Below are 23,916 nucleotides of genomic sequence, written 5' to 3'. Positions count from 1 at the left end.
GCTCTGGCAATGGGGTGAGGCTTACTGGCCTTCCTCGTGCTCGAGCAGTCCTGCCTCGATCTCGCGCAGCGCGATCGACAACGGCTTTTCGCCCGGCTCCGGAGAGACCAGCGGGCCCACGAACTCGAAGACGCCGTCCTCGGAGTTCTGGTAGAAGCTGTTGATCTGGCGGGCACGCTTCGCTGCGAAGATGACGAGCGCGTACTTCGACGACACCTTGGTCAAAAGCTCGTCGATCGGGGGCGCCGTAATGCCCTCCGGAGTGTCGTAAACGTTCTCCTGCTGGGTGGTTTCCTCAGCAGCGGACGTCTCGGACAAATCCTTGGTTGTGTTGCTCACGTGTAACCCACTCGCTAACTGTTGTTGGAAGATGTGCCTTGAAGAATGCCGGCGATGGTGGCCACTGCCGTGTCCACGTTGTCGTTGACCACCACGACATCGAACTCGCCCTGGGCGTCGAGCTCCTCGCGGGCGGTGGCGAGCCTGCGCTCGATCACCTCCGGGGTCTCGGTGCCGCGCCCGGTGAGCCGCTGGACAAGAATGTCCCACGACGGCGGCGCCAAAAACACGGTCCGCGCTTCTGGCAGCAGGCGCTTGATGTTCCGTGCACCTGCGAGGTCAACTTCGACGAGGACGGGACGGCCTGCATCCATGGCTTCCTGCACCGGCCCGGCGGGTGTGCCGGAGCGCTGCAGCCCTCCGTGGATGTCGGCCCACTCCAGCATCTCTCCGCGGTCGATGCGGCCCTGGAAGTGCTCTGGGGTGACAAAGAAGTAGTCTTTCCCGTCCACCTCACCCGGGCGCGGAGCGCGGGTGGTCATGGACACCGAGAAGTACAAATCCGGTACGGCGCTGCGAAGGCCGCTCACCACCGTCGACTTACCCACCGCGGACGGGCCGGCCAAGACGACCAGCTGTCCGCGGGGAGCCACCTCAGACACGACTAGTTCTCTTCGTAGCCGAAGCGCTCGAGCAGCGCGCGACGCTGACGGTCACCGAGGCCGCGCAGACGACGGGTCTGAGCGATCTCCAGCTCCTCCATGATCTCGCGGGCCTTGACCTTGCCCACCTTCGGCATTGCCTCGAGGAGTGCGGAGACCTTGGTCTTGCCGATGATTTCGTCGGTGTCAGCTTTGTTCAGGACGTCCTTGAGCGTGGTCTCGCCGCGCTTGAGGGATGCCTTCAGCTCAGCACGCGCCTTACGGGCCTCTGCTGCCTTCTCAAGTGCTGCCTTGCGCTGCTCATCGGTCAACTGTGGAAGTGCCACGGGTTCCTCCATGTAATAGTTACGAACAATTGTCCAGTCCGACATGTGCCGGATCCGGGGCGCACTCCTCCGAATGTCATCGGTGCAATTCGCCACGTTCGGCACAGTCTAACACTGCTTTATTCTGCAACGGTTCCGCGGAGCGCGTTGTACACCGCATTTCTCCACGTCACCGTGCGACGGGACTAAACTACCAGGGATTTTGCTGGGCAGTTAATAGACCCTAGCCTTTCGCCTGTTTCCCCAGGTCAGATACGCGTTTGCGCAGCTCAGCCACATCCGGACCAGCAGTGAGCACCGAACGCGAAACACTCGGGAAAACCAGGTGTCCAATTTCACCCGCGATGGCTTCCGCATCGGCCATCGTCGCTCCCTGCGCGCCCACTCCGGGCATCAGCACCGGGGCGTTCAGGCCGTCGAGCACCGGCGGGGTTTGCACGGTCGCGCCGACGACCACGCCGACGTGCCCGATGTATTCAGGATCGTCGGTACGGTTGTACTGCGCGCACTCGTCGACCATCCGCTGCGAGAGCATCTTGCCGTCGATCGTGCCGGTTTGCAGCGCCGCCGCCTCCGGATTGGAGTTGGCGGCCATGACAAACACGCCCTTGCCGTGCTGCGCAGCCAATTCGATTGCCGGGTCGAGCGATCCGACGCCGAGGTACGGGGTCACAGTCAGCGCGTCCGTCTCCAGCGGAGCACCGGGCGCAAGCCAGGCTGACGCGTATCCCGCCATCGTGGAGCCGATATCGCCGCGCTTCGCGTCGGCGATCACCAAGGTGCCGCTCTCGCGCAGCCGGGCGAGCGTGTTCTCGAGCACCGCGAATCCGACTGCGCCGAAGCGCTCGAAAAACGCCACCTGCGGCTTGACTACCGCGGCGTGGCCCGCGAAGGCCTCCACGCACGTCTCCGAGAACGCGCGCAGGCCCTCGACAGTGTTGTCCAGCCCCCACTGCTCGAGCAGCGCGGCGTGCGGGTCAATGCCCACGCATAGACGGCCGTGCTCTTGCCCGGCCGCCACAAGACGCTGGCTGAAGGTCTGCGCAGCCACTACTTCGCCTCTGCCTTGCCGTGCTCGAGCTCCTGCAGGCTAGTCACCGAGATTTCGTTGGCGCGGATAGCCTCGATGCCCTGCACCGCCGCGGTGACGCCCTGCACGGTGGTCATGATGGCCACGTCGGCGACGACGGCAGCCGCGCGGATGTCGTAGCCGTCGTGGCGCGCGCCAGCGGAACCAGCCGGGGTGTTGAGCACCAGGTCGATCTCGCCGTCGAGGATGCGGTCCACGATGGATTTGCCCTCGGCGCCGTCACGGACCTGGGACCCCTTGAGCACAACCTCGCACTCGATGCCGTTGCGGCGCAGCATCTGGGCGGTACCCTCAGTGGCCAGCACCTTAAAGCCCATGGTGGACAGGCGCTGGATCGGGAAGATCAGGGTGCGCTTGTCGCGGTTGGCCAGGGAGACGAACACGGTGCCTTCGGTGGGCAGCTCGCCGAATGCGGCGGCCTCCGCCTTCGCGTACGCCACGCCGAACGACGGCGCCAGGCCCATGACCTCGCCGGTGGACTTCATTTCCGGGCCGAGGATGGTGTCCAGCAGCGCGCCGTCCGGGCGACGGAAGCGGGTAAACGGCAGCACGGCTTCCTTCACCGCGATCGGGTGCTCCATCGGCAGCGAGCCGCCGTCGTAGTCGGACGGGATCAACCCCTCCGAACGCAGCTGGGCAATCGTAGTACCCATCATGACGCGCGCGGCCGCCTTGGCCAGGTGCACGCCGGTGGCCTTGGACACAAACGGCACGGTGCGCGATGCGCGCGGGTTGGCCTCGATGACGTAGAGGATGTCGTCCTTGAGCGCGAACTGCACGTTCATCAGGCCCTTGACGCCGATACCGTGCGCGAGCGCCGCCGCGGAACGGCGGACGTTGGCGATGTCATCCGGGCCCAGCGTCATCGGCGGCAGCGCACACGCGGAGTCGCCGGAGTGGATGCCAGCTTCCTCGATGTGCTCCATCACGCCGCCGAGGTAGACGTCCGTGCCGTCGCAGAGCACGTCGACGTCGATCTCGATGGCGTTGTCCAGGAAGCGGTCCACCAGCACCGGGTGGTCCGGGGAAAGCTCGGTGGCGCGCTCGATGTAATCACGGAGGTTGTCCTCGTCGTAGACGATCTCCATGCCGCGCCCGCCCAGCACGTAGGAGGGGCGCACCAGCACCGGGTAGCCAATGCGGCCCGCCACCTCGCGCGCACCCTCGAAGGTGGTCGCGGTGCCGTAAGCCGGGGCCGGCAGGTTCGCGGCGTCGAGCACCTTGCCGAACTCGCCGCGGTCCTCCGCCATGTCGATGGCCTTGGGGGAGGTGCCAACCACGGGCACGCCGGCGTCCTCAAGCTGCTGCGCCAGCCCCAGCGGAGTCTGGCCGCCCAGCTGGACGATCACGCCGGCGACGGTGCCGGTGGCGGCCTCGGCGCGGTAGATCTCCATGACGTCCTCGAACGTCAGCGGCTCAAAGTAGAGGCGGTCCGCCGTATCGTAGTCGGTGGAGACAGTCTCCGGGTTGCAGTTGACCATCACCGTCTCGTATCCCACACGCGACAGCTCAAGCGCCGCGTGCACGCACGAGTAGTCGAACTCGATGCCCTGGCCGATGCGGTTCGGGCCCGAGCCGAGGATGATCACCTTCTCCTTCCCGCTGTCGCTCGAGGAAGAAACAACCTCATTTTCCGCCTCCGGGTCGAGCTCGTAGGCGGAGTACAGGTACGGCACCTTCGCGTCGAATTGGCCCGCGCAGGTATCCACGGTCTTAAAAGTCGGGGCAATCCCCAGCGACCAGCGCAGCTGGCGCACCCCGGACTCCCCCGCCAGCTCCGGGCGAAGCGCGGCGATCTGGGCGTCGGACAGGCCGAACGCCTTCGCCTCGCGCAAAAGCTCGGCGTCGAGCACCGGAGCGTCGACAAGCTGCTGCCTGAAGTCAATGAGCGCGACGAGCTCCTCCAGGAACCACGGGTCGATGCCGGAGGCCTCGTAGACCTCCTCGACGCTCGCGCCCAGGCGCAGCGCAAGCTCTACGTCGTAGAGACGCTTGTCGGTGGGCACCTTCAGGTCCTCGAGCACCGCGGCGGCGTCGGTTGCGCGCTCGTCGGCGAAGTACTCGTCCGGCTTGGTCCAGAAACCGTTCGGCTTGTCCTCCATCGAACGCATAACCTTGTTCAGGCCCTGGATGTAGTTGCGGCCGATGCCCATCGCCTCGCCCACAGCCTTCATGGACGTGCCCAGGGTCTCGTCGGAGCCAGGGAACTTCTCAAAGGCGAAACGCGGCATCTTCACGATGACGTAGTCGAGCGTCGGCTCCGCAAGCGCGGTGGTTTCGCCGCCGGTCATGTCGTTCGGGATTTCGTCGAGCGTGTAGCCGATGGCCAGCAGGGTGGCCACCTTGGCAATCGGGTAGCCGGTGGCCTTGGACGCCAGCGCCGAGGACCGCGACACGCGCGGGTTCATCTCGATGATGATCATTCGGCCGTCTTTGGGGTTGATGGCGAACTGGATGTTGCAGCCGCCCGTTTTCACGCCGACCTCGCGGATGATGGCCTTGCCCTGCTCGATCATGGCGGTGACCTCGGGCTCGGTCATCGTCAGCACCGGCGCCACGGTGACCGAGTCGCCGGTGTGCACACCCATCGCATCCACGTTCTCAATGGTGGCGATGGCGATGCAGTTATCCGCGGAGTCGCGGATGAGCTCCAGCTCGATTTCCTTCCAGCCCAGGATGGATTCCTCGATCAGCACGTTCGCCTCCGGCGAAGCCACCAGGCCGTCGCCGGCGATGCGGTGCAAATCATCCATGTCGTACGCCAGGCCGGAGCCGAGCCCGCCCATGGTGAACGAGGGGCGCACCACACACGGGAACCCCAGCTCCGCGACGGTCTCCTCCACCTCTTCCATGGTGAAGCAGACGCGGGAGCGGGCGGATTCGCCGCCAATCTTGTCCACGATGTCCTTGAATTTCTGGCGGTCCTCGCCGCGCTCGATGGCGTCGATGTCCGCGCCGATGAGCTCCACGCCGTGCTTTTCCAGAATGCCGAGGCGGTCCAGCTTGATCGCCGTGTTCAGCGCAGTCTGGCCGCCGAGGGTGGGCAAAATAGCGTCGACCGGGTGGCCCTGCTCGGCTTCGCGGGCGAGGATGCGATCGATGTAGCCGGGCTCAATCGGTTCCACGTAGGTGTGGTCGGCAAACTCGGGGTCGGTCATGATCGTCGCCGGGTTCGAGTTGACCAGCGTCACCCGCAGGCCCTCGTCCTTGAGCACGCGGCACGCCTGGGTGCCGGAGTAGTCGAACTCGCAGGCCTGGCCAATCACGATCGGGCCGGAGCCGATGACCAGGACGTGGTTCAAATCGTTACGCTTCATGTCTGTATCTCCTGGTCTTTCTCTTAGGCTTCTTGGCTTTCGACGGTGACCTGGCCCCGCACCATCTTTCCCTCGCGGGCAGCGGCGGCCAGGTGTCGGACGAGCTTGCGGGTGTCCACGCCCCACAGCCCGGTAATCCCCTGCGCCTCGAGCTCTTCGGCGAGGGTGCGCTGGGCGTTGTGGTTGGAAGCGATGCGCGCGAGGTCGCGCACGATGACTGCTGCGGCGGTGATGTCGGTGCTGCCGGATGCGCCCTCGCCGGTCCAGCCGACGTTGCCCACCTGCGGGGTGGCGAAGACGAGGATCTGGCCGAAGCGTTCCGCCTCGCACAGCTCGCGCTCGTAGCCGAACATGTCGGTGGTGAAAGCGACCTCGCCGGCGATCTCACTGGCGCCATCCGCAGCCGGCGTCGCGCCGAAGATGAAGCCGGGGAAGGCGGAGCCGTCGTCAAGCACGAGCGTTGCGGGCGTGCGCTGGGGTTGTGTGGTGGTGTTTTCAGACATGGTTTACGCCTTCTTCGCGTCGTAGGTTTGGGTGCCGCGCAGCCAGGTGCCAACCACGCGGGCGGAAAATTCGATGCCTTCGTACGGGGTGTTCGATGCCTTGGACGCCATCTCGTCGCCGTGGGCGGTCCACGGCGATTGCGGGTCCACCAGCACCAGGTTGGCCGGCTCGCCGACGTTGATCGGGCGGCCCTGGTCTTTCAGGCGCAGGATCTCGGCCGGCCGCTCGCTCATGACCTTGGCCACGAAGCGCCAATCGGCCAGCCCCGGCTCGACGAAGATGCGGTGTACCACGGCAAGGGAGGTCTCCAGGCCGAGCATGCCGGGCTTGGCGTGCTCGAACTCCACGCACTTGTCTTCGGAGCCGTGCGGGGCGTGGTCGGTGGCGACCACGTCGACGGTGCCGTCGAGAAGCGCCTGCTTGAGTGCCTCAGCGTCGCGCGCTTCGCGCAGCGGCGGGTTCACGCGGAACAGGCCGTCGTAGGTGGCCAGCTTCTCGTCGGTGAGCATCAGGTGGTGCGGCGTGACCTCAGCGGTGACGTCGATGCCCTGGTTCTTGGCAAAGCGCAGAAGCTCCACGGTGCCCTCGGTAGAAGCGTGGCACAGGTGGTAGCGGCCGCCGTAGTCGCGGGTCATGATCGCGTCGCGGGCCACAATGGACTCCTCCGCCACGCGCGGCCAGCCACGCAGGCCCAGGCGCGCGGCCTGATCGCCCTCGTGGGCGGACGCGCCTTCCGTCATGCGGTGGTCCTCGGCGTGCTGCGCGAGCACCACGTCGTGCGCCTTGGCGTACTCGATGGCGCGGCGCATCAGCTGCGGGTCGTTGACGCACTTGCCGTCGTCGGAGAACATACGCACGCCGCTGCGGGACATCAGCCCGATCTCGGTGAGCTGTTCGCCCTTCAAGCCCTGGGAGATGGAGCCGACCGGGTAGACGTCGCACTTGCCGTACTCCTGGCCCTTCGCCCACACCGCCTCGGCGAGGAAAGGCTGGTCGATCACCGGGTTGGTGTTCGCCATGGTGAACACGGCGGTGAACCCGCCCTTGGCCGCGGCGTCGGAGCCGGTGGCGATGGTCTCGGTGTCCTCGCGGCCCGGCTCGCGCAGGTGCACGTGCATGTCCACCAGGCCCGGCAGCAGCACGTTGCCTTCGCAGTCCATAACCTCGTCCGCGTCGTCGAAGGGGTTCTCCCCGATTGAGTCGATCACGCCGTCGGCGACGTCGATGAGAATGTTGGTCACGTCCTCGCCGTACGGGCGGACGTTGTTCAAAGCGAGCGTGGTCACTTGCTGGCTCCTTCCTCGTTGCCGCCCTGCTCTCCTGAGCTGGCGAGCAGCGTAAACAGCACGGCCATGCGGGTGTAGACACCGTTGGACACCTGGCCCAGCACCACGGCGTTGTCGCGGTCCGCGACGTCGAAGTTGATTTCCATGCCGCGCAGCATCGGGCCCGGGTGCATGATCAGCGCCGAATCCTTCATGCGGTTCGCGCGGTCCTTGCTCAGCCCGTACAGGGTGGCGTACTCGCGGTGCGACGGGAAGAACCCGCCGTGCATGCGCTCAGCCTGCACACGCAGCATCATCACCACGTCCGCCTGCTCGACCTCCGCGTCGAAGTCGTGCGACACACGTGCCGGCCAGTACTGCACGCCGGTGGGCAGAAGCGTCGGCGGGGCCACCAGCACAACCTCGGCGCCGAGGGTGTGCAGCAGGTCCACGTTGGACCGCGCCACGCGCGAGTGCAAGATGTCGCCGACGATGAGCACGGTCTTGCCGGCCACGTCGCCGATGTGCTGGCGCATAGTCACCGCGTCCAAAAGCGCCTGGGTGGGGTGCTGGTGCTGGCCGTCGCCGGCGTTGATGATGCTGGTTTCCGGCAGCCACTTGCGCAGAAGCTGCGACGCGCCCGAGGCCGGGTGGCGCATGATGATCGCGTCCGCGCCGATAGCCTCGAGGGTGGCCGCGGTGTCTTTGAGCGACTCGCCCTTCTTCACCGAGGACGAGGACGCAGACAGGTTGATCACGTCCGCGCTCATCCACTTGCCCGCCGTCTCAAACGAGGACCGGGTACGGGTGGAGTTTTCGTAGAACAGCGTCATCACGGTGCGACCGCGCAGGGTGGGCAGCTTTTTTATCTGGCGGCCGTCCAGGGCTTCGCGGAAGCGGTCCGCCTCGTCCATCAGGCCGACAATTTCCTCGCGGGAAAGGTCCGCGATGTCGATCAGGTGCTTCATTTACGCCTCCCTAGCCAGCGTGACCCGGTCCTCGGCATCGAGCGGCGTCAGCGACACGGTGACGTCCTCGTCCTTCGAGGTGGGGATGTTTTTGCCCACGTAGTCCGCGCGGATGGGCAGTTCTCTGTGGCCGCGGTCCACCAGCACCGCCAGCTGGATGGCTGCGGGGCGGCCGATGTCGCGCAAGGAATCCAGCGCCGCGCGGATCGTGCGGCCGGAGTACAGCACGTCGTCGACAAGGATGACCACTGCCCCGTCAATGTCCACCGGGATGTTGGTGGGCCGCAGGGCGCGGTGGGGGCGGTTGCGCAAGTCGTCGCGGTACAGCGTCACGTCCAAGCTGCCCACGGGGATCGCCACCCCGGAAAATTCTTCAACGGCCTCAGCGATGCGCTGCGCCAGCGGCACTCCCCCGGACGGAATTCCCAGCAGCACAACCTGCGGGCTGGTCTCATCGTCCAACGCCGTTTTCTCGATGATCTGGTGCGCGATGCGTGCAACAGTGCGGCCGACGTCTTGAGCGTTCAGCAACTCAACGGTCGACCGTTCGTTCTCACTCATCGAACCTCCTTCCCCGCCTCACAGTGCGGAATTTAAAGGATTTCGAACCGGCCCCGCCTACCGGGGCCGTGTGTAGTCTTGGGACCGCGTTTCACCTTAGCACCTGCATGTATAAACCGGGAAGGATTCCATGGGCATCCACGCTGAGTACACCCTCCCCTTCGACCGCGACACCGTCTGGCGCTGGCACACCCGCCCAGGCGCGGTCACCCGCCTTACCCCCGGGTTCCTGCCGATGCGGGTGGCAAGCGAAGCCGCGTCGATACGCAGCGGCACCACAGTGTTCCGCCTCCCCGCGGGCCAGAAGTGGGTCGCGCGCCACCTCGCCGACGGTTACGTCGCGGGCCGCCAGTTCACCGACGTCGCCGCGAACCAGCCGGTGCGCGCGGCCACCGGTTGGCGCCATGTGCACCGTTTCGAGGACGCGGGCGAGGGCACATTGCTTATCGACGACGTCAGTGCCCGCCTCCCAGAAGCCGCGCTCCGCCCCGCCTGGGCTTACCGCCAGCGCCAGCTGGTGGAGGACATGCGGTTCATCGCTTCCCTGCCTCACGCCGCCCCGAAGACGGTGGCCATGACCGGCTCCAGCGGCCTCGTCGGCACCCACCTGCGCGCGCAGCTGACCACCGCCGGGCACACCGTGATCCCGCTGGTGCGAGGCACAGCGGGCCCCGGCGAGCGGCACTGGGACATGGACAACCCGGCAGCTGACCTGCTAGCCGGCGTGGACGGGGTGATCCACCTCGCAGGCGAGACCATCATGGGCCGGTTCACCGAAGAAAAGAAGCGCAGCATCCGCGACTCGCGCGTGGAGCCCACCCGCAGACTCGCCCGCCTCGCCGCGGACTCGGGAGTGGAGGTCTTCGTCGGCGCCTCGGCGGTGGGGTACTACGGGACAGATGCTGGCAGCGTTCCACGCGCCGAGGCTGACGGGCCCGGCGAGGGGTTCTTGGCCGAGGTCTGCGACGCCTGGGAGCACGCCGCCAATGTCGACGGGATGCGCAGCGTGCACATCCGCACCGGGCTGGCGCTGTCCAGCGCTGGCGGGCTGTTGCCGGTGCTCAAGGCCAGCGTCAACGCGGGACTCACCGCGCAGTTCGGCCGCGGCGATTTCTGGATGAGCTGGGTGGCGCTGGACGACCTGTCCGATTTCTACGTGCGCGCCCTGCTGGACGAGACGGTCTCCGGGCCCGTCAATGCCACTGCGCCAGAGCCGGTGACCAACGCCGAGCTGTCTGCCACCCTCGCCCGCCTGCTGCGCCGGCCGGACCTGTTTTCCATCCCGACGTTCGGCCCGAAACTGCTGCTGGGCAAAGAGGGCGCGCACGAGCTCGCGCTGGCGGACCAACGCGTCCTGCCCACCGTGGCGGCCGAGCACGGCTGGCGGCTGCGCTACCCCACCCTCGACGAAGCCCTGCGCCACGAGTTGGGCCGCGAGCAGCTGCTAGTCTCGCAGGCGTGACTACAGATCAAACCGAAGAGCCCGTCCAGCCGAGCGAGCACCCCGAACGCAACGTGACCGAGCAGGTCACGCCCGAGGCCGTCGCCGCGATCTTCGAGGAGGAAAACCTCGAGTACCGCATCGAAGACCAGGCAGTGCGCTCCGGCTTCATCAACGCCGCCATCGTGGTCGCCATCGACGGCGACCACCTCGTGTTCGAAGCGCTGTGGCGCGGCGAGTTCCCCCGCGAGATGGCACCGAAGGTGCTCTACGCGTGCAACGAGCACAACCAGACGCACTTCGCGCCCACCCTGCGTTTCTTCGAACGCGGCGAGGACCAGCTGGCCATCAGCGCCATCCGCGCGATGCGCATCGCCGAGGGTGCGTCGTTCAACCAGCTCGGCGCGTTCATCGCCAGCTCCATCGACACCACGTTGCAGGCCTTCGACTTTTTGAAGAACACTTTCCCCACCGTTGTCACCTGGGAGGAGCCGCAGTAATGAGCAACGCAACGCTCGTGACCATCGACCGCGTGATCAAGGCCATGGCCGGCCACGACGTGGAGGTCTCCGACGACCCCTCGGGCCGCGCGGGCCACGCCAACGTCAACGGCTACAATCTGCTGTTCGTGCTGCTGGATTCCGTGCTCATCGTCCGCGCGGACTCCGTCACCGACACCCCAGCCGACACGCCTGACGCCACGTTGTACCTGGCGGCGAACCAGGTCAACAGCTCCTACCTGGACGCGCGCGCACTGGTGGTCAACCGCACCGAGAACCTCGTCGTGCGCACCGAGTCCGAGATCCAGGTTGGCGCGGGGCTCGCGGACGACCAGCTCTCCAACTCGCTCAAGGCCGCCGTCGACGGCGTGCTGGCCACCCAGGACGCGATGCGGGCGCTGGTCGGCGAGATTCAGAAGCAGGCCGAGGCCGCCGGCGTCGCGCCGGCTGACGGCGAGACCGACTCCCCGGCCGAGCCCGACCCCACCGACTCCGCCGACTAGGAGTTCGCCAGACGCTCCAGCTCAACCTCGGGATCGAAATCGGCGGCAGGCCACTCGAGGTTGAGCGACTTGAGCGCATCGAAAAGCAATGCCTTGACCACCGTGCGGCAGTACTTCTTGTTGTCGGACGGGATGCAGTACCACGGCGCGACCTCTGTGGACGTGCGCGTCATGGCGATCTGATAGGCGGCCATGAACTGGCTCCACAGCTTGCGGTCCTCGATGTCGCTCGGGTTGTACTTCCAGTGCTTGTCGGCGCGCTCGATGCGCTTTTTCAGGTTTTCCGCCTGGAACTCGCGCGAGATGTGCGGCATCACCTTGATGATCTTCGTGCCTCGCGCCGCGAGCTCGTTCTCGAATTCCACGATCGCGCCGTAGCGGCGCTCGATCTCCTCCGGCGGCGCCATCTGCTTCACGCGCTGCACCAGCACGTCCTCGTAGTGCGAGCGGTCGAACACCGCGATCTGCCCCGGCTTGGGCAGGTGCGGGGTGAAGCGCCACAAGAAATCGTGCGCGGCTTCCTCCTCCGTCGGGCGGCCGAAGCCCTGGACGTGCACACCCTGCAGGTCCATGGTCGCGCCGATGACGTTGCGGACGATGCCACCTTTGCCGGAAGTGTCCATGCCCTGCAGCACCAGCAGGATGGAACCGGCGTCCTCGTTTCCGGCGCGCCCGTTGGCGAAGAGCATCTCCTGCAGCTCGTCCAGGTCGTCGTCGTAGTCGTTGAACGCGTCGTCCACGTCCGAGACCCCTGGCGTGGCGGCCGGGTCCACGTCCGCGAGCTGGAAATCGGGGCCCACGAAAAACTGCTTGGCTTCTTCAACGGTGAGTTTGGACATGTCGCTTCCTTTCGGTGGTGTTCGGTCTGGAAGTCGAGTAAAGGAGGTCGAGTACGCCGCTCAATGGGCGTGTACTCGACCTCCTCTACTCGACTTTCTGCCGGGCCCGGTACTAGCCGCGGGTCCCGTCCGTCGCCGGTTCCCCGGCCTCCAAGTCTTCGGTGGACTCGGCGATCTCGTGGGCCGTGGCTGCGTCGGTGTCCTCCGCCTGCTCCAGCCCGGAGTCCTCTGAGTGCTCATCGGTGGGGGCACTCTCGTCCTCTACCGGGTAGGCGTCTTCCGCGCCCTCGCCGGCAAACGGCGAGTTGGACGCTGCGCGCTGGGCGATGCCGTCGAGCACGACGTTAATGTACGGCGCTGCCTGGGCCCCGGAGTACTCCGCGGCCATCTCCACCCCCTCGGCGATGGAGATCGGCGCGTCCACCTCGTCGTTGAACAGAATCTCCCACGCCGCAACGCGCAGGATCTGACGGTCCACGGCGGGCAGGCGGAACAGCTCCCAGTCCTCGGAGAGGTGGCGCTCAATAGCGTCGTCGAGGTCGTCCAGCTTCTCCGCCGCGCCCGCGACGATGGTGCGGGTGTAGTCCGCCACCGGCGCGACTGCGTTGAGCGGGTCCTGGGACAGCTGCGCGCGGTCCTCCACGATCGCCACAGGATCGATGTCGCGGGTCTCCGCCTCGAAAAGGATGTCTACTGCCCGGCGACGCGCACGGTAGCGCGCGCCGTGTCGTTTGTAATCGGGCATTAGTTGTTCACGCGAGACAGGTACTCGCCGGTGCGGGTGTCCACCTTGACCACGTTGCCGGTCTCCAGGAACAGCGGCACCTGGATCTCAGCACCGGTCTCCAGGGTTGCCGGCTTGGTGCCGCCGGTGGAGCGGTCGCCCTGCAGGCCCGGCTCGGTCTGCTCGATCTTCAGGTCCACAGAGATCGGCAGCTCGGCGAACAGCGCCTCGCCCTCGTGGAAGGAAACCTGCACGCGCATGTTCTCCAGCAGGAAGCGAGCGGCATCGCCGAACTTGTCTGCCGGCAGCTCGTACTGCTCGAACGTCTTGTCGTCCATGACAACGTAGTTGGTGCCGTCGTTGTACAGGTAGGTCATGTCGCGGCGGTCAACGGTTGCGGTCTCCACCTTCACACCAGCGTTCCAGGTCTTGTCCACGGTCTTGCCGGTGACAACGTCCTTGAGCTTGGTGCGCACGAACGCCGGGCCCTTGCCGGGCTTGACGTGCTGGAACTCGATGATCTGCTGCAGCTTGCCTTCGTTCTTCAGCACCAGGCCGTTCTTGAAATCGGCGGTAGTTGCCATGGTAAGTACCTTCCTCCTGGGAGTATCGGGGCGTGTGCAAACACAGCAATGTTACAGCACTGTCAGTTCCTTGGTGTACTCCGTGATCACCTTCGGCGCCGCCGAGGTGATGATGAGCGTGTCCTCAATACGCACGCCGGCCTTGCCCGGGATGTAGATGCCGGGCTCGATGGTCAAGGTCATGCCCTCCTCGAGCACGCCGGTACCGGTCTTTGCCGCGCTGGGAGCCTCGTGCACGTCCAGCCCCACGCCGTGGCCCGTGGAGTGCACGAAGTACTCGCCGTATCCGGCCTCCTCGATCACGTCGCGGCAGGCCTTGTCCACGTCCACAAGCTTCGTCCCCGGCACCGCCGCTTTCACTCCCGCGAGCTGGGAGGCGAGGGTGACCTCGTAGATCTCTCGCTCGAGGGAGCCGATCTCCCCGATCGCGAACGTGCGGGTCATGTCCGAGTTGAAGCCGAGGCGGTGCATGCCGAAGTCGATGGTGACCAGATCGCCCTCCGCGATCACCCGGTCGCCGGCGCTATGGTGCGGCTTCGCCGAGTTCGGCCCGGATGCGACGATGGTGTCGAAGCTGACGCGCTCCGCGCCGAGCACGCGCATGCGGTATTCCAGGTCCGCAGCGACTTCCCGCTCGGTGCGGCCGGCCCGCAGCTCGCCGGCGTCCAACGCTGCGTCGATCGCCTGCACCGTCAGCTCCGCAGCCTCCGTCAAGCGCGTGAGTTCCAGGTTGTCCTTGATCAGACGGATCTCCTCGATCACCCCGCTGACAGGCACGAGCGTGACCCCCTCGGGGCACGCCTCGCGCAGCTTCTCCAGCTGGGCAACCGAAACGTAGTCGGCTTCAAAGCCCACGCGGTGCCCCTCGGCGGCCTTGGACAGCATGGCCACGCCGACGTTGCGCTCGATGGTGGCCGCAATGTCCGGCACTTCCTCGCCGATCTGGGTGGTGTAGCGCCCGTCGGTGGCAATTGCGGCGGTGCGGTCCTTCGACACCAGCATCGCGCCGTTCGACCCGGAGAAGCCAGACAGGTAGCGCACGTGGGTCAGGTGGGTGACCAGCATGTCGTCGATGCGGCGCTCCGCCAGCTTCGTGGACAGTTTGCGGCGACGGTCCTCAAAACGGGTGTCTGCCAATGCCATTAGAGCCTCCTTGCGTAGTACTCGAGCGCGAGCCGGTAGCCGTCCACCCCCAGCCCCGCGATGACGCCTTCGGCGATCGGCGAAAGGTAGGAGTGCGCCCGAAACGGCTCGCGTGCGTGCACGTTGGAAATGTGCACCTCGATAAAGCCGTGGTGATCTTTCAGTTCTACCAGCGCGTCGCGCAGCGCGACTGAGGTATGGGTAAATCCGCCGGGATTGATCACCACGGCCCACCCGTTATCCGCCGCCTCGTGCACCCAGTCGATCAGCTCGCCCTCGTGGTTGGACTGGCGGCACTCCACCTCCACGCCGAGCTCGCCGCCGCGCTCACACAATTGCTTCTCGACGTCTGCCAGTGTCACCGACCCGTAGATCTCCGGCTGCCGCTTGCCCAGCCTGTTCAAGTTTGGCCCGTTTACCACCAGAATCTTCATCGCTACTCCGAAATCGCCTCGTACGCCGCGCGCATCTCCTCCACCGTCGCGTCCTCCAGCCTGGTGGCCGAGCCCAACCCGTCGAGGACGACGAAGCGGATACGCCCGTCGCGGTTCTTTTTGTCCAGCAGCATCGCGTCGTGCAGCTCGTCGAACGCGCCCGCCTCGTAACGGGTGGGAAGGCCCGCCTTTGTCAGGATTTCTTCGTGGAGGGCGACCAAGGATGCGTCGTTAAGCTTCCTGCCCAATGCCAGGTGGGCGACGAACATCATGCCCACCGCGACCGCGTTGCCGTGGCGCCAGGTGTAGTTCTCGCGGCGTTCAATGGCGTGGCCGAGGGTGTGGCCGTAGTTGAGAATCTCGCGCAGGCCGGACTCCTTGAGGTCCTGCCCGACAACACTCGCCTTCACCGCCACGGAACGGCGCACCAGCTCCGGCCAGTGGTGCTCGGCGCCGTCCTGGTAGAGCTCCAAAATGCGCGGATCCGCAATAAAGCCGGTTTTGATCAACTCCGCGGAGCCGGAGACAACCTCCGCCTCCGGGAGGGTGTCAATGCGGGCGAGGTCGATAAACACGCTGTCCGGCTCGTGGAACGCCCCGACGAGGTTCTTGCCGGCCGCCGTGTTTATGCCGGTCTTGCCGCCGACGGCCGCATCCACCATGGCCAGAAGCGTGGTAGGCACCTGCACGACCTTGATGCCGCGCATCCACGTCGCCGCGGCGAAGCCGGCAAGATCCGTCACTGCGCCGCCGCCGAGGCCGACAACCGCGTCCTGGCGGGAAAAGCTGTGCGCGCCGAGGGTGTCCCACAGACTGGAAAGCACAGCCAGGTCCTTGCCCGCTTCCGCATCCGGCACGCACACCGCCACCGGCTCCACACCGGCGGACTCAAGCTGCTGCGCAAGCTCGCGCGCGGCATCAACCAGCGGCGCCTGGTGCACGACGAGTGCGCGGCGCGCGCCGACCTGTGCGACGCGCTGAGCCGCCTGGCCCAGGTTGCCGCGCCCGATATTGACCGCGTACGGGCTTTGCCCCGTCACCCCAACTACAGCCATGCGCCTCGCCTTTCTCCCGCAGGGCTAATCCACGTCAATGAACCCGAGGACTTCCGCCACCACACGCTGCGGTGGGCGCTCGTCCGTGCGCACGCGGAAGCTGGAGACCTCCCGGTAGAAGGACTCTCGCTGCTCCAAAAGGTCCCGGTAGCGCTGTTCGCGGTCCTCGCCGTCGAGCACCGGACGCGACGCATCCTCCGCCGTGCGGCGAATTCCTTCCTCGGCGGTGACGTCGATCCACACCACGGTGTGGCGCTGCAGGAGCGTGCGCACCTCTTCGGTGACAATCGCGCCGCCGCCGAGGCTGACCACCCCGCCGGTGGCGAGCGCGCGGGCCACGTAGCCCACCTCGAGCTCGCGGAAGGTGTCCTCGCCGAGCTCCGAGTACAACTCGCCGCAGGCCTTGCCCTCGCCCTGCTCCATGAGGAGATCGGAGTCCACGATGGGCAGGTTCAGTGCGCTGGCGATCCGCCGGCCAATCGTCGACTTGCCCGCACCCGGCATGCCCACTAGCACAACACGCGGCGCGGAGTGCACCAACGCAGGCGCCGCAGTGACGAGTTCGGTCGCACTCGGCGCATCGTTCTCGTCGAACGGTGTTGCGCTGTCCGCGCCATCAGCGCGCGCGGCTTCCGGAGCGAGACCGCGGGCCAAATCGTTGACAATATCTGCCGGGGATGCCCCGGCCGGAGTGGTCATGCCAAATCCTCCTCTCGGGCGAACGCGAGCCGGTCCGCCGCGTACGCGCGGTACGCCTCCACGTTGCGTCGAACCTCATCCACAGTATCGCCGCCGAACTTCTCCGACACTGCTTGCGCGAGCACCAGCGCCACCATCGCCTCAGCGACGACACCACCAGCGGGCACCGCGCACACGTCCGAACGCTGGTGAATACCGGTGGCGGCTTCGCCGGTGGACATGTCCACAGTCTTCAGCGCGCGCGGGACAGTCGAAATCGGCTTCATGGCCGCACGCACACGCAACTGCTCGCCGTTGGTCATGCCGCCCTCGAGGCCGCCGGCACGGTTCGTGGAACGTGTCACGCCGCCCTGCCCGCGCACCATCTCGTCGTGCGCCTGCGAACCCCGGCGGCGGGCCTCCTCGAAACCGTCGCCGACCTCGACACCCTTCACAGACTGGATGCCCATCAGCGCGCCAGCCAGGCGCGCGTCAAGGCGGCGTTCGCCGGAGACGTGGGAGCCCAGGCCGACCGGCAAACCGTCCACGATGACCTCGACAACGCCGCCGAGGGTGTCCCCGTCCTTCTTCGCAGCCTCGATGCGGGCGACCATGTCCACCTCCGCTTCTTTGTCGTAGGCGCGGACCGGGGAGGCGTCGATAGCCTCAATGTCCTCGAAGCAAGGGTGCGGCCCTGCGTACGGGGCGGACTCCCCGATGGAGATCACGTGCGAGAACACCTCCACACCGAGGGTTTCGCGCAGGAAGCTACGGGCCACAGTCGCAGCCGCCACGCGCGCCGCGGTCTCGCGCGCGGACGAGCGCTCGAGCACCGGACGGGCGGAGTCGAAGCCGTACTTGATCATGCCCGCGAAGTCTGCGTGGCCCGGGCGCGGGCGGGTCAGCGACGCTCCGCGCCCGGACGACATGGCCTTCGCCACCTCCGGGTCCTCCATGTCCACTGGTTCCGCGGACATGATCGTGGTCCACTTCGGCCACTCGGTGTTGCCGATCTGAATGGTGATGGGGCTGCCGATGGAGGTCCCGTGGACCACGCCGGTGAGAAGCGTGAGCTCATCGGCCTCGAACTTCATGCGTGCTCCACGCCCGTATCCGAGCCGGCGGCGCGCCAGCTGGTGGGCGATGTCTTCCTTGCGCACCGGCAATCCAGCCGGCGCGTTGTCCACTAACGCAATGAGGGCTTGGCCGTGCGACTCCCCGGCCGTTGTCCAACGAAGCATGGCGACATTCTTGCACAAGCCCCGCCAAATTCGGCCCTCAAACCCCCGAATACATACACAAAAAAGGAAACAGCACCCACACCGCACACAACATGGACGGTCCATGCGGCACCGAGCGCCTCCCGCACACTCCTGCCGCTCCCACGGTGAGCAGCCCGGATAGACCAAATCCGGCGATCACCCCGATTGGCCCGCCGACGGCCGCGCAGGCCACGCCGAGCGGCGCCGCAAGCTTAATGTCTCCCCCACCAATGCCGCGGCCCACCAGCAAGTACCACGCCGGCCACAGCAACCCCCACGCCAACGGCGGGTGCCACACGCACGCGATGGCAGCCGCCACCGCAGGCGGGACAGTCAACGGGTCCGGCAACCTGCGCTCGCGGATGTCGTAAGCCCCCAACAGCGCCGACCACGCAAGAAAAACTCCCCCTGCCGCATAGGCGGCGAATCCCCCGATCCCCATGCAGGCGAGACTAGTGGGACTGCTCCCAATGGCGCAACAGCGCCTCACGCATCGCCTCGCGCGGAGCGTCAACGCCGGTGAACTGCTCGAACTGGGCGTAGGACTGCCCCGCCAGCATGGACAACCCGCCCACCACCGGGTAGCCGTTCGAAGCGGCACGAATCGCTAGCGGGGTCGGCCACGGGTTGTAGATCACGTCGAACACCGGAGCGTGCCCGAGCTGTTCAGCGTGCTGCTCCAGCACATCCGCGGGCACAGTGGACGCGACGACATCGGCCTGCAGCGCCACGCTCTCCAAGTCAGCGTCGTAGGTGCAGAAGGACACATCTATCCCCTGCGCCAGCTCCACATACTCAGCAGCACGGTCCGAACGGTTGACCACCGTGACCTGTTCGCAGCCGAGCTCGCGCAGCGCCCACATCACCGCCCGTGCGGTGCCGCCGGCGCCGACAAGCACGGCGCGCTTCGGAAGGGTGTGCCCCAACAGCTCCCTCAACGCCACTAGGGCGCCCTCGCAATCGGTGTTGTCGGCGCGCCAGTGGCCGTCGACACGCGTGAGTGTGTTCGCGGAACCGATCTGTTGCGCGCGCTCAGTCACCTCGTCCGCAAAATCCAGCGCCGCAAACTTGCACGGCATGGTCACCGAGAAGCCGCGGTAGGTCTCGCCGGATTCCCGCACGACCCGGGAAAGCTCCTCTGCCTGGCAGAGAATCCTGGTATATTCCCAGCCCTCAAGGCCCGCCGCCTCGTACCCGGCGCCATGCAGCACCGGAGACAGCGAGTGCGCGATGGGCGAGCCGAGGACCGCTGCGCGGTGGGTGATCTCCATGAGCTAGCGCTGCGAGTCCAGCACGCCGGAGTCCACCGCACGCTGGGTGTCGTTGAGGTGCTGCTCGAAGGTGTCGTTGAAGATGGTCGTGCCGTCTTTGTCCACGGTGACGAAGAACAGCCAGTTGCCCTCGGCCGGGTGCTCCATCGCCTCGATGGCCTCGATCGACGGAGAGGCGATCGGGGTCTGCGGCAGACCGTCCATGGCGTAGGTGTTCCACGGGGTCACCCGACCACGGTCCTCGTCGGTCGTGGCGACCTCGACGGACGGCAGGCCGTAGTTGACCGTGGAGTCGAACTCCAGGCGCATCGGCTCATCCAGACGGTTGAGGATCACTCGCGCGACCTTGTCGAACTCGCCGGCCGGAGCCTCGCGCTCAACCAGCGACGCCGCCGTGAGCAATTCGTACGGGGTCAGGCCGACAGCCTTTGCGCGGCCGACAATGTCGGTGGATTCGTACTGCTTGGCGGACCGGGTGATCAGGTCAGTCAGGATCTCCTCCGCGCTCGCGTGCGGATCAATGACGTACTCGCCCGGAGCGATCAGGCCCTCAAGACGCTTCGCGTCGCCTGCGCGTCCGGCCACCGTTTCTCGCGCCCACTCGGGCACACCGAGGGCTTCCGGATCTGCATCCGCCGCAACCTTGTTCAGATCCTCCAGATTCACGCAATCAGATGCTGGCTTCTCGCCGCACGCGGACTGCTGAATCATGGTGAGGATGCCCAGGCGCTTCTGCCCGCCGAGGATGTTGATGTCCATCAAGGTCGCGCCGCCGTAAACCTGCAGCGGCGTGACGCGTTGCTTCGGGTCGAGCAGCGCCTCCACGGCGGACTCGGCGCTCATCTCCCCCTGCAGGCGGTAGAAACCGGGCTGGATGTTGTCGGCGTTTTGGTTGTTCGCCGCAGCAGTCTGGAATGCGTTGTCGGAGGCGACGATGCCGCGCTCTTCCAGCTCCGGGCCGAGCGCGGACAGGCTTGCGCCCTCCTTGATCTGCACTACCTGCTCCTCGCCGTTGCCCGTGCCCTCGTAATCCGACACGTTGTTGCCGCGGGCGATGGCGATCCAGGCGATCAAGCCGATGATCAGCAGGAGCGAAGCAACCAGCACTGCGGTGCTGCGTGTGCGCCGCATGGCGGCCTGTCGTGGGGTCACGGTTAAATCTCCTTGAGGTAGTTCTTGCGGCCGTCCAGCCATGATTGCAGAATCTCCACCGCCGCCGCCTGGTCGATCACGGCGCGCGCGTCCTTTTCGCGCACGCCTGAAGCTCGCAGCGCGTGCGTGGCGGCGACCGTGGTCAGTCGCTCGTCCGCCATTTTCACCGGCACGTCGCTGCGCCGCTTGATGCGGAACGCGATTTCTTTCGCGTGCTTGACGCTCTTGGAGCCGTCGCCGTTGAGGTTCGACGGCAGTCCGACAACGACCTCCACGGCGTCGAGCTCGTCGATAAGCTCAAGCAAACGCTCGATGTCTTCGCCGTCGCGGTCCTTGAACCCGGTGACCCGGCGGACCGTTTCCACCGGGGTGGCCAGCGTCGCGTCCTTGTCGGAGGAGGCCACGCCGATGCGGACGGTGCCCACATCGATGCCGATGCGGCGGCCCTGCCCCGGGTCGTCAACCCCCGGGGTGTCTGGCTGCACCTTCATCCGTGTGTCCTTTCCACCTTCGACGGCTACGTAAACAACAGACCGGTTACCGGCGGGGCGGTTAACTGGCCTTAGTTAAACCTAACCGTTTCCTGTGGAACCGGCGGGGCGCTTCTTCGGCGTGTCACGCATTACAGCGCTGGTTTTCAGGCGAGCGACTCACGCACTGCGCGCAGCGCGTCCTCGATTCCGGCCGGGTTCGCGCCGGTGCCCTGCGCCAGGTCCGGCTTTCCGCCGCCCTTGCCGTCGACGTACTGGCCGATCAGCTTGACCAGGTCGCCGGCCTTCACGCCGGACTGAACGGCCTGCGGCGTCGCGGCTGCGGCCAGCGACACCTTGCCGTCCACCTGGGACAGCAGCACGATCACTGCGTCTTCTGCCTGCAGCTTGCCCCGCAGGTCGTTGGCAATCGTGCGCAGGTCGCCGGTGGTGATACCTTCGGGCAGCTGCTTTGCGACGACTCGGTGCACGCCGAGCGTCTGCGCCTCATCCGCCAGGTTGGCAGTCGAGGCCAGAAGCTGCTGACGGTGCAGGTTCTCAATCTCCTTCTCGGCCGCGCGCAGGCGCTCGGTCAACTGGGCGATCCGGTCCGGCAGCTCCTCGGTCGGTGCCTTCAGCTCCGCAGCCAGGCCGGACGCGAGCGCGGCCTCCTTGGACAGGAACTTGAAGGAGTCCATGCCGGAGTACGCCTCGATGCGGCGGGCGCCGGAGCCGACGGAGGATTCGCCGAGGACGGCCACCGGGCCGATCTGCGAGGCATGCTCGACGTGAGTGCCGCCGCACAGCTCGATGGAGAACGGCCCGCCGATCTCCACCACGCGCACGGTGTCGCCGTAGCTCTCGCCGAACAGCGCCATCGCGCCCATCTCCTTCGCATGGTCCAGAGAGGTCTCAATGGTGTTGACCGCGAAGTCCGCGTCCACCGCCTGGTTGGTGATGGTGGCGATTTCCTCGAGCTGCCCGTCCGTGAGCTGGTCGGTGTAGTTGAAGTCGAAGCGCAGGTAACCCGGCTTGTTCAAGGAACCAGCCTGGACTGCGGTGGGGCCGAGCACCTGGCGGATCGCGGCGTGGATCAGGTGGGTCGCGGAGTGCGCCTGGCGCGCGCCGTGGCGCCACGCCTCGTCCACCTCGGCGGTGACGGTGGAGCCCAGATCGAGCCCGCCGTTTTGCACCGTGGCCTTGTGCAGCCACAGCTTCTTGCCCACTCGCTGCACGTCGTTGACGTTGAGGATGGTGTCGCCCATGAGCAGGCGGCCGCGGTCGGCCATCTGGCCGCCGGACTCCGCGTACATCGGGGTCACATCCAGGATGACCTCGACCTCGTCGCCTTGGGCGACCTCGCCGACCTTCTCGCCGCCGCGCACCAGGCCGATCACCTTCGCGTCGTGGGTGAGCTGGTCGTAGCCCACGAACTCGGTCGGGTTCGCGTCCACCCACTCGCGGTAGAGCGACTCGTCCACGTTGCGGTGCTTCTTCGCCTTGTTGTCGGCCTTGGCGCGCTCGCGCTGCTCCTGCATAGCGGCGTTGAAGGCGTCCATGTCCACGTCCAGGCCAGCCTCGCGGGCCATCTCCACGGTCAGGTCGATCGGGAAACCGTAGGTGTCGTGCAGCTCGAAGGCTTGCGCGCCCGGCAGGACCTTGGCGCCGGATGCGGAGACGGCGGAGGCGGCTTCGTCGAAACGCGAGGTGCCCGCCTCAAGTGTCTTGGAGAACGCCTTCTCCTCGGCTACCGCCACGCGCAGGATGCGCTCGCGGTTGTCGGCGATCTCCGGGAACGACGGGGTCATCGTGTCCATGATGGTGTTCATCAGCGTCTCCATGACCGGGCCGGTCGCGCCCAGCAGGCGCGCGGAGCGGATGATGCGGCGCAGCAGACGGCGCAGGATGTAGCCGCGGCCCTCGTTGGACGGGGTCACGCCGTCGAGGATGATCATCATGCCGGTACGTGCGTGGTCGGCGACGACGCGGAAGCGCACGTCGTCGTCCTTGTTTCCGGCGTCGTACTTCGCGCCGGTCAGCTCCACAGCAGCATCGATGACGGGGCGCAAAAGGTCGGTCTCGTAGACGTTGTCCACGCCCTGCAGGATGCAAGCGACGCGCTCGATGCCCATGCCGGTATCGATGTTCTTCTGCGGCAGCTCACCGACGATATCGAAGTTGCCCTTCTTGTCGCCCTCGCCGCGGATGGACTCCATGAACACGAGGTTCCAGATCTCCATGTAGCGGTTGTCGTCGGCGACCGGGCCGCCCTCGACGCCGTATTCCGGGCCGCGGTCGTAGTAGATCTCCGAGCACGGGCCGCAGGGGCCGGGGATACCCATGGACCAGAAGTTGTCTTCCATGCCCATGCGCTGGATCCGCTCTTCCGGAATGCCGATCTTGTCGCGCCAGATCGAGGCGGCCTCGTCGTCTTCCAAGTAGACGGTCACCCACAGGCGCTCCGGGTCCAGGCCCAGCCCGCCGTCCTCGACAGCGCCGGTGAGCAGGGTCCAGGCGTGCGTGATCGCGCCTTCCTTGAAGTACTGGCCGAAGGAGAAGTTGCCGGCCATCTGGAAAAACGTGTTGTGGCGGGTGGTGATGCCCACTTCCTCGATGTCCAGGGTGCGCACGCACTTCTGGATGGATGTGGCGGTGCCGTTTGCGAAATCCGGAGTCTGGTCGCCCAAAAAGTACGGCTTGAACGGCACCATGCCGGCGTTGACGAACAGCAGCGTCGGATCGTCCAGAATCAGCGGAGCGCTGGGCACCGGGGTGTGTCCCGCCTCGACGAAGTGGTTGGTGAACCGCTCTCGGATCTCATGGGTCTGCACGCGTGATTGTCCTTTCAGCAGCGCCGGTTTTTATCCGCGCTTACTCTACCCCGCGCC

Annotated in this window: 25 protein-coding genes; 3 read left to right on the top strand and 22 right to left on the bottom strand. The window is 66.4% G+C overall.

Translation table 11 applies throughout. The features are described 5' to 3' along the window. Window positions 1-21: 21 nt before the first annotated feature. From rpoZ to pyrR, 9 genes are all read right to left on the bottom strand, one after another. Window positions 22-318 carry a DNA-directed RNA polymerase subunit omega gene (rpoZ, locus tag MHY23_RS03320; protein WP_239306450.1) on the bottom strand — a complete coding sequence of 99 codons (297 nt, stop codon included), beginning with the start codon at window positions 316-318 and terminating at the stop codon, window positions 22-24. A 35-nt stretch (window positions 319-353) separates the two neighbouring features. Then, the gene (gene gmk / locus MHY23_RS03315) at window positions 354-941 is read right to left on the bottom strand and encodes a guanylate kinase (protein WP_239306420.1); all 588 of its coding nucleotides are present in this window, start codon (window positions 939-941) and stop codon (window positions 354-356) included. A gap of 2 nt (window positions 942-943) precedes the next feature. Next, entirely contained in the window at window positions 944-1,267 is a 324-nt protein-coding gene (mihF, locus tag MHY23_RS03310; protein ID WP_181888497.1) for an integration host factor, actinobacterial type, read from the bottom strand. 223 nt (window positions 1,268-1,490) lie between these two features. Next, window positions 1,491-2,318, bottom strand: coding sequence for an orotidine-5'-phosphate decarboxylase (gene pyrF / locus MHY23_RS03305; RefSeq protein ID WP_239306419.1), 828 nt, complete (start codon window positions 2,316-2,318; stop codon window positions 1,491-1,493). Further along, window positions 2,318-5,674, bottom strand: a complete 3,357-nt coding sequence (gene carB / locus MHY23_RS03300) for a carbamoyl-phosphate synthase large subunit (RefSeq protein ID WP_239306418.1) — start codon at window positions 5,672-5,674, stop codon at window positions 2,318-2,320. Before carB ends, pyrF begins: the two co-directional genes overlap by 1 nt. 23 nt (window positions 5,675-5,697) lie before the next feature. Next, window positions 5,698-6,177: a carbamoyl-phosphate synthase domain-containing protein gene (locus MHY23_RS03295; RefSeq protein ID WP_239306417.1), complete on the bottom strand. Its 480-nt coding sequence runs from the start codon at window positions 6,175-6,177 to the stop codon at window positions 5,698-5,700. Window positions 6,178-6,180: 3 nt separating this feature from the next. Further along, complete coding sequence (locus MHY23_RS03290) at window positions 6,181-7,464, bottom strand: dihydroorotase (RefSeq protein WP_239306416.1); 1,284 nt, start codon at window positions 7,462-7,464, stop codon at window positions 6,181-6,183. Continuing rightward, window positions 7,461-8,411 carry an aspartate carbamoyltransferase catalytic subunit gene (locus MHY23_RS03285; protein WP_239306415.1) on the bottom strand — a complete coding sequence of 317 codons (951 nt, stop codon included), beginning with the start codon at window positions 8,409-8,411 and terminating at the stop codon, window positions 7,461-7,463. The genes MHY23_RS03290 and MHY23_RS03285 overlap by 4 nt, the downstream gene beginning before the upstream one ends. Next, window positions 8,412-8,972, bottom strand: a complete 561-nt coding sequence (gene pyrR, locus MHY23_RS03280) for a bifunctional pyr operon transcriptional regulator/uracil phosphoribosyltransferase PyrR (RefSeq protein ID WP_181888503.1) — start codon at window positions 8,970-8,972, stop codon at window positions 8,412-8,414. A 130-nt stretch (window positions 8,973-9,102) separates the two neighbouring features. Between pyrR and MHY23_RS03275 the strand changes: the two genes are divergently transcribed. Genes MHY23_RS03275 through MHY23_RS03265 form a run of 3 tightly spaced genes read left to right on the top strand, consistent with a single transcriptional unit; the run spans window position 9,103 to window position 11,416 of the window. Further along, window positions 9,103-10,434 carry a TIGR01777 family oxidoreductase gene (locus MHY23_RS03275; protein WP_239306414.1) on the top strand — a complete coding sequence of 444 codons (1,332 nt, stop codon included), beginning with the start codon at window positions 9,103-9,105 and terminating at the stop codon, window positions 10,432-10,434. Further along, entirely contained in the window at window positions 10,431-10,913 is a 483-nt protein-coding gene (locus MHY23_RS03270; RefSeq protein WP_239306413.1) for a YbjN domain-containing protein, read from the top strand. Before MHY23_RS03275 ends, MHY23_RS03270 begins: the two co-directional genes overlap by 4 nt. Beyond that, complete coding sequence (locus tag MHY23_RS03265) at window positions 10,913-11,416, top strand: YbjN domain-containing protein (RefSeq protein ID WP_239306412.1); 504 nt, start codon at window positions 10,913-10,915, stop codon at window positions 11,414-11,416. Before MHY23_RS03270 ends, MHY23_RS03265 begins: the two co-directional genes overlap by 1 nt. Here the strand turns inward: MHY23_RS03265 and MHY23_RS03260 are convergent. The 13 genes from MHY23_RS03260 to alaS all read right to left on the bottom strand — a co-directional run bounded on the left by MHY23_RS03260 (window position 11,413) and on the right by alaS (window position 23,859). Beyond that, window positions 11,413-12,255, bottom strand: coding sequence for a PPK2 family polyphosphate kinase (locus MHY23_RS03260; protein WP_239306411.1), 843 nt, complete (start codon window positions 12,253-12,255; stop codon window positions 11,413-11,415). The two genes, MHY23_RS03265 and MHY23_RS03260, sit on opposite strands and share 4 nt — an antisense overlap. Window positions 12,256-12,367: 112 nt before the next feature. After that, a complete protein-coding gene (nusB, locus tag MHY23_RS03255) occupies window positions 12,368-13,000 on the bottom strand; it encodes a transcription antitermination factor NusB (RefSeq protein WP_239306410.1) in 633 nt (210 codons plus the stop codon). After that, complete coding sequence (efp, locus tag MHY23_RS03250) at window positions 13,000-13,563, bottom strand: elongation factor P (RefSeq protein WP_181888509.1); 564 nt, start codon at window positions 13,561-13,563, stop codon at window positions 13,000-13,002. Before efp ends, nusB begins: the two co-directional genes overlap by 1 nt. Window positions 13,564-13,614: 51 nt before the next feature. Continuing rightward, complete coding sequence (locus MHY23_RS03245) at window positions 13,615-14,706, bottom strand: aminopeptidase P family protein (protein ID WP_239306409.1); 1,092 nt, start codon at window positions 14,704-14,706, stop codon at window positions 13,615-13,617. Next, complete coding sequence (aroQ, locus tag MHY23_RS03240) at window positions 14,706-15,140, bottom strand: type II 3-dehydroquinate dehydratase (protein WP_239306408.1); 435 nt, start codon at window positions 15,138-15,140, stop codon at window positions 14,706-14,708. The genes MHY23_RS03245 and aroQ overlap by 1 nt, the downstream gene beginning before the upstream one ends. Before the next feature lie 2 nt (window positions 15,141-15,142). Further along, the gene (aroB, locus tag MHY23_RS03235) at window positions 15,143-16,195 is read right to left on the bottom strand and encodes a 3-dehydroquinate synthase (protein ID WP_239306407.1); all 1,053 of its coding nucleotides are present in this window, start codon (window positions 16,193-16,195) and stop codon (window positions 15,143-15,145) included. A gap of 24 nt (window positions 16,196-16,219) precedes the next feature. Then, complete coding sequence (locus MHY23_RS03230; protein ID WP_239306449.1) at window positions 16,220-16,699, bottom strand: shikimate kinase; 480 nt, start codon at window positions 16,697-16,699, stop codon at window positions 16,220-16,222. A 191-nt stretch (window positions 16,700-16,890) separates the two neighbouring features. Next, entirely contained in the window at window positions 16,891-18,114 is a 1,224-nt protein-coding gene (gene aroC, locus MHY23_RS03225) for a chorismate synthase (protein WP_239306406.1), read from the bottom strand. A 37-nt stretch (window positions 18,115-18,151) separates the two neighbouring features. After that, the gene (locus tag MHY23_RS03220) at window positions 18,152-18,577 is read right to left on the bottom strand and encodes an A24 family peptidase (RefSeq protein ID WP_239306405.1); all 426 of its coding nucleotides are present in this window, start codon (window positions 18,575-18,577) and stop codon (window positions 18,152-18,154) included. 10 nt (window positions 18,578-18,587) lie between these two features. Continuing rightward, a complete protein-coding gene (locus tag MHY23_RS03215; protein WP_181888516.1) occupies window positions 18,588-19,406 on the bottom strand; it encodes a shikimate dehydrogenase in 819 nt (272 codons plus the stop codon). Window positions 19,407-19,409: 3 nt separating this feature from the next. After that, a complete protein-coding gene (gene mltG / locus MHY23_RS03210; RefSeq protein ID WP_239306448.1) occupies window positions 19,410-20,537 on the bottom strand; it encodes an endolytic transglycosylase MltG in 1,128 nt (375 codons plus the stop codon). Window positions 20,538-20,560: 23 nt separating this feature from the next. Then, on the bottom strand, window positions 20,561-21,049 hold the full coding sequence (gene ruvX / locus MHY23_RS03205; protein ID WP_181888518.1) for a Holliday junction resolvase RuvX: 489 nt from the start codon (window positions 21,047-21,049) through the stop codon (window positions 20,561-20,563). Window positions 21,050-21,195: 146 nt separating this feature from the next. Beyond that, window positions 21,196-23,859, bottom strand: a complete 2,664-nt coding sequence (alaS, locus tag MHY23_RS03200) for an alanine--tRNA ligase (RefSeq protein ID WP_239306404.1) — start codon at window positions 23,857-23,859, stop codon at window positions 21,196-21,198. Window positions 23,860-23,916: the final 57 nt, after the last annotated feature.

The sequence above is a fragment of the Corynebacterium sp. ACRQP genome, from assembly GCF_022345915.1.
Classification (GTDB): domain Bacteria; phylum Actinomycetota; class Actinomycetes; order Mycobacteriales; family Mycobacteriaceae; genus Corynebacterium; species Corynebacterium lehmanniae.
This window is presented reverse-complemented; position numbering and strand designations above follow the sequence as displayed.

What these genes read in the sequence shown, in the direction of transcription:
- MHY23_RS03245 (WP_239306409.1), bottom strand. Translation starts at nt 14,706, where the DNA reads ATGGCATTGGCAGACACCCGTTTTGAGGACCGTCGCCGCAAACTGTCC.
- aroB (WP_239306407.1), bottom strand. Translation starts at nt 16,195, where the DNA reads ATGGCTGTAGTTGGGGTGACGGGGCAAAGCCCGTACGCGGTCAATATC.
- MHY23_RS03220 (WP_239306405.1), bottom strand. Translation starts at nt 18,577, where the DNA reads ATGGGGATCGGGGGATTCGCCGCCTATGCGGCAGGGGGAGTTTTTCTT.
- mltG (WP_239306448.1), bottom strand. Translation starts at nt 20,537, where the DNA reads ATGCGGCGCACACGCAGCACCGCAGTGCTGGTTGCTTCGCTCCTGCTG.
- pyrR (WP_181888503.1), bottom strand. Translation starts at nt 8,972, where the DNA reads ATGAGTGAGAACGAACGGTCGACCGTTGAGTTGCTGAACGCTCAAGAC.
- MHY23_RS03295 (WP_239306417.1), bottom strand. Translation starts at nt 6,177, where the DNA reads ATGTCTGAAAACACCACCACACAACCCCAGCGCACGCCCGCAACGCTC.
- ruvX (WP_181888518.1), bottom strand. Translation starts at nt 21,049, where the DNA reads ATGAAGGTGCAGCCAGACACCCCGGGGGTTGACGACCCGGGGCAGGGC.
- MHY23_RS03260 (WP_239306411.1), bottom strand. Translation starts at nt 12,255, where the DNA reads ATGTCCAAACTCACCGTTGAAGAAGCCAAGCAGTTTTTCGTGGGCCCC.
- MHY23_RS03215 (WP_181888516.1), bottom strand. Translation starts at nt 19,406, where the DNA reads ATGGAGATCACCCACCGCGCAGCGGTCCTCGGCTCGCCCATCGCGCAC.
- MHY23_RS03265 (WP_239306412.1), top strand. Translation starts at nt 10,913, where the DNA reads ATGAGCAACGCAACGCTCGTGACCATCGACCGCGTGATCAAGGCCATG.
- MHY23_RS03230 (WP_239306449.1), bottom strand. Translation starts at nt 16,699, where the DNA reads ATGCCGGGTGCGGGCAAGTCGACGATTGGCCGGCGGATCGCCAGCGCA.
- aroQ (WP_239306408.1), bottom strand. Translation starts at nt 15,140, where the DNA reads ATGAAGATTCTGGTGGTAAACGGGCCAAACTTGAACAGGCTGGGCAAG.
- carB (WP_239306418.1), bottom strand. Translation starts at nt 5,674, where the DNA reads ATGAAGCGTAACGATTTGAACCACGTCCTGGTCATCGGCTCCGGCCCG.
- nusB (WP_239306410.1), bottom strand. Translation starts at nt 13,000, where the DNA reads ATGCCCGATTACAAACGACACGGCGCGCGCTACCGTGCGCGTCGCCGG.
- MHY23_RS03275 (WP_239306414.1), top strand. Translation starts at nt 9,103, where the DNA reads ATGGGCATCCACGCTGAGTACACCCTCCCCTTCGACCGCGACACCGTC.
- efp (WP_181888509.1), bottom strand. Translation starts at nt 13,563, where the DNA reads ATGGCAACTACCGCCGATTTCAAGAACGGCCTGGTGCTGAAGAACGAA.
- MHY23_RS03285 (WP_239306415.1), bottom strand. Translation starts at nt 8,411, where the DNA reads ATGAAGCACCTGATCGACATCGCGGACCTTTCCCGCGAGGAAATTGTC.
- aroC (WP_239306406.1), bottom strand. Translation starts at nt 18,114, where the DNA reads ATGCTTCGTTGGACAACGGCCGGGGAGTCGCACGGCCAAGCCCTCATT.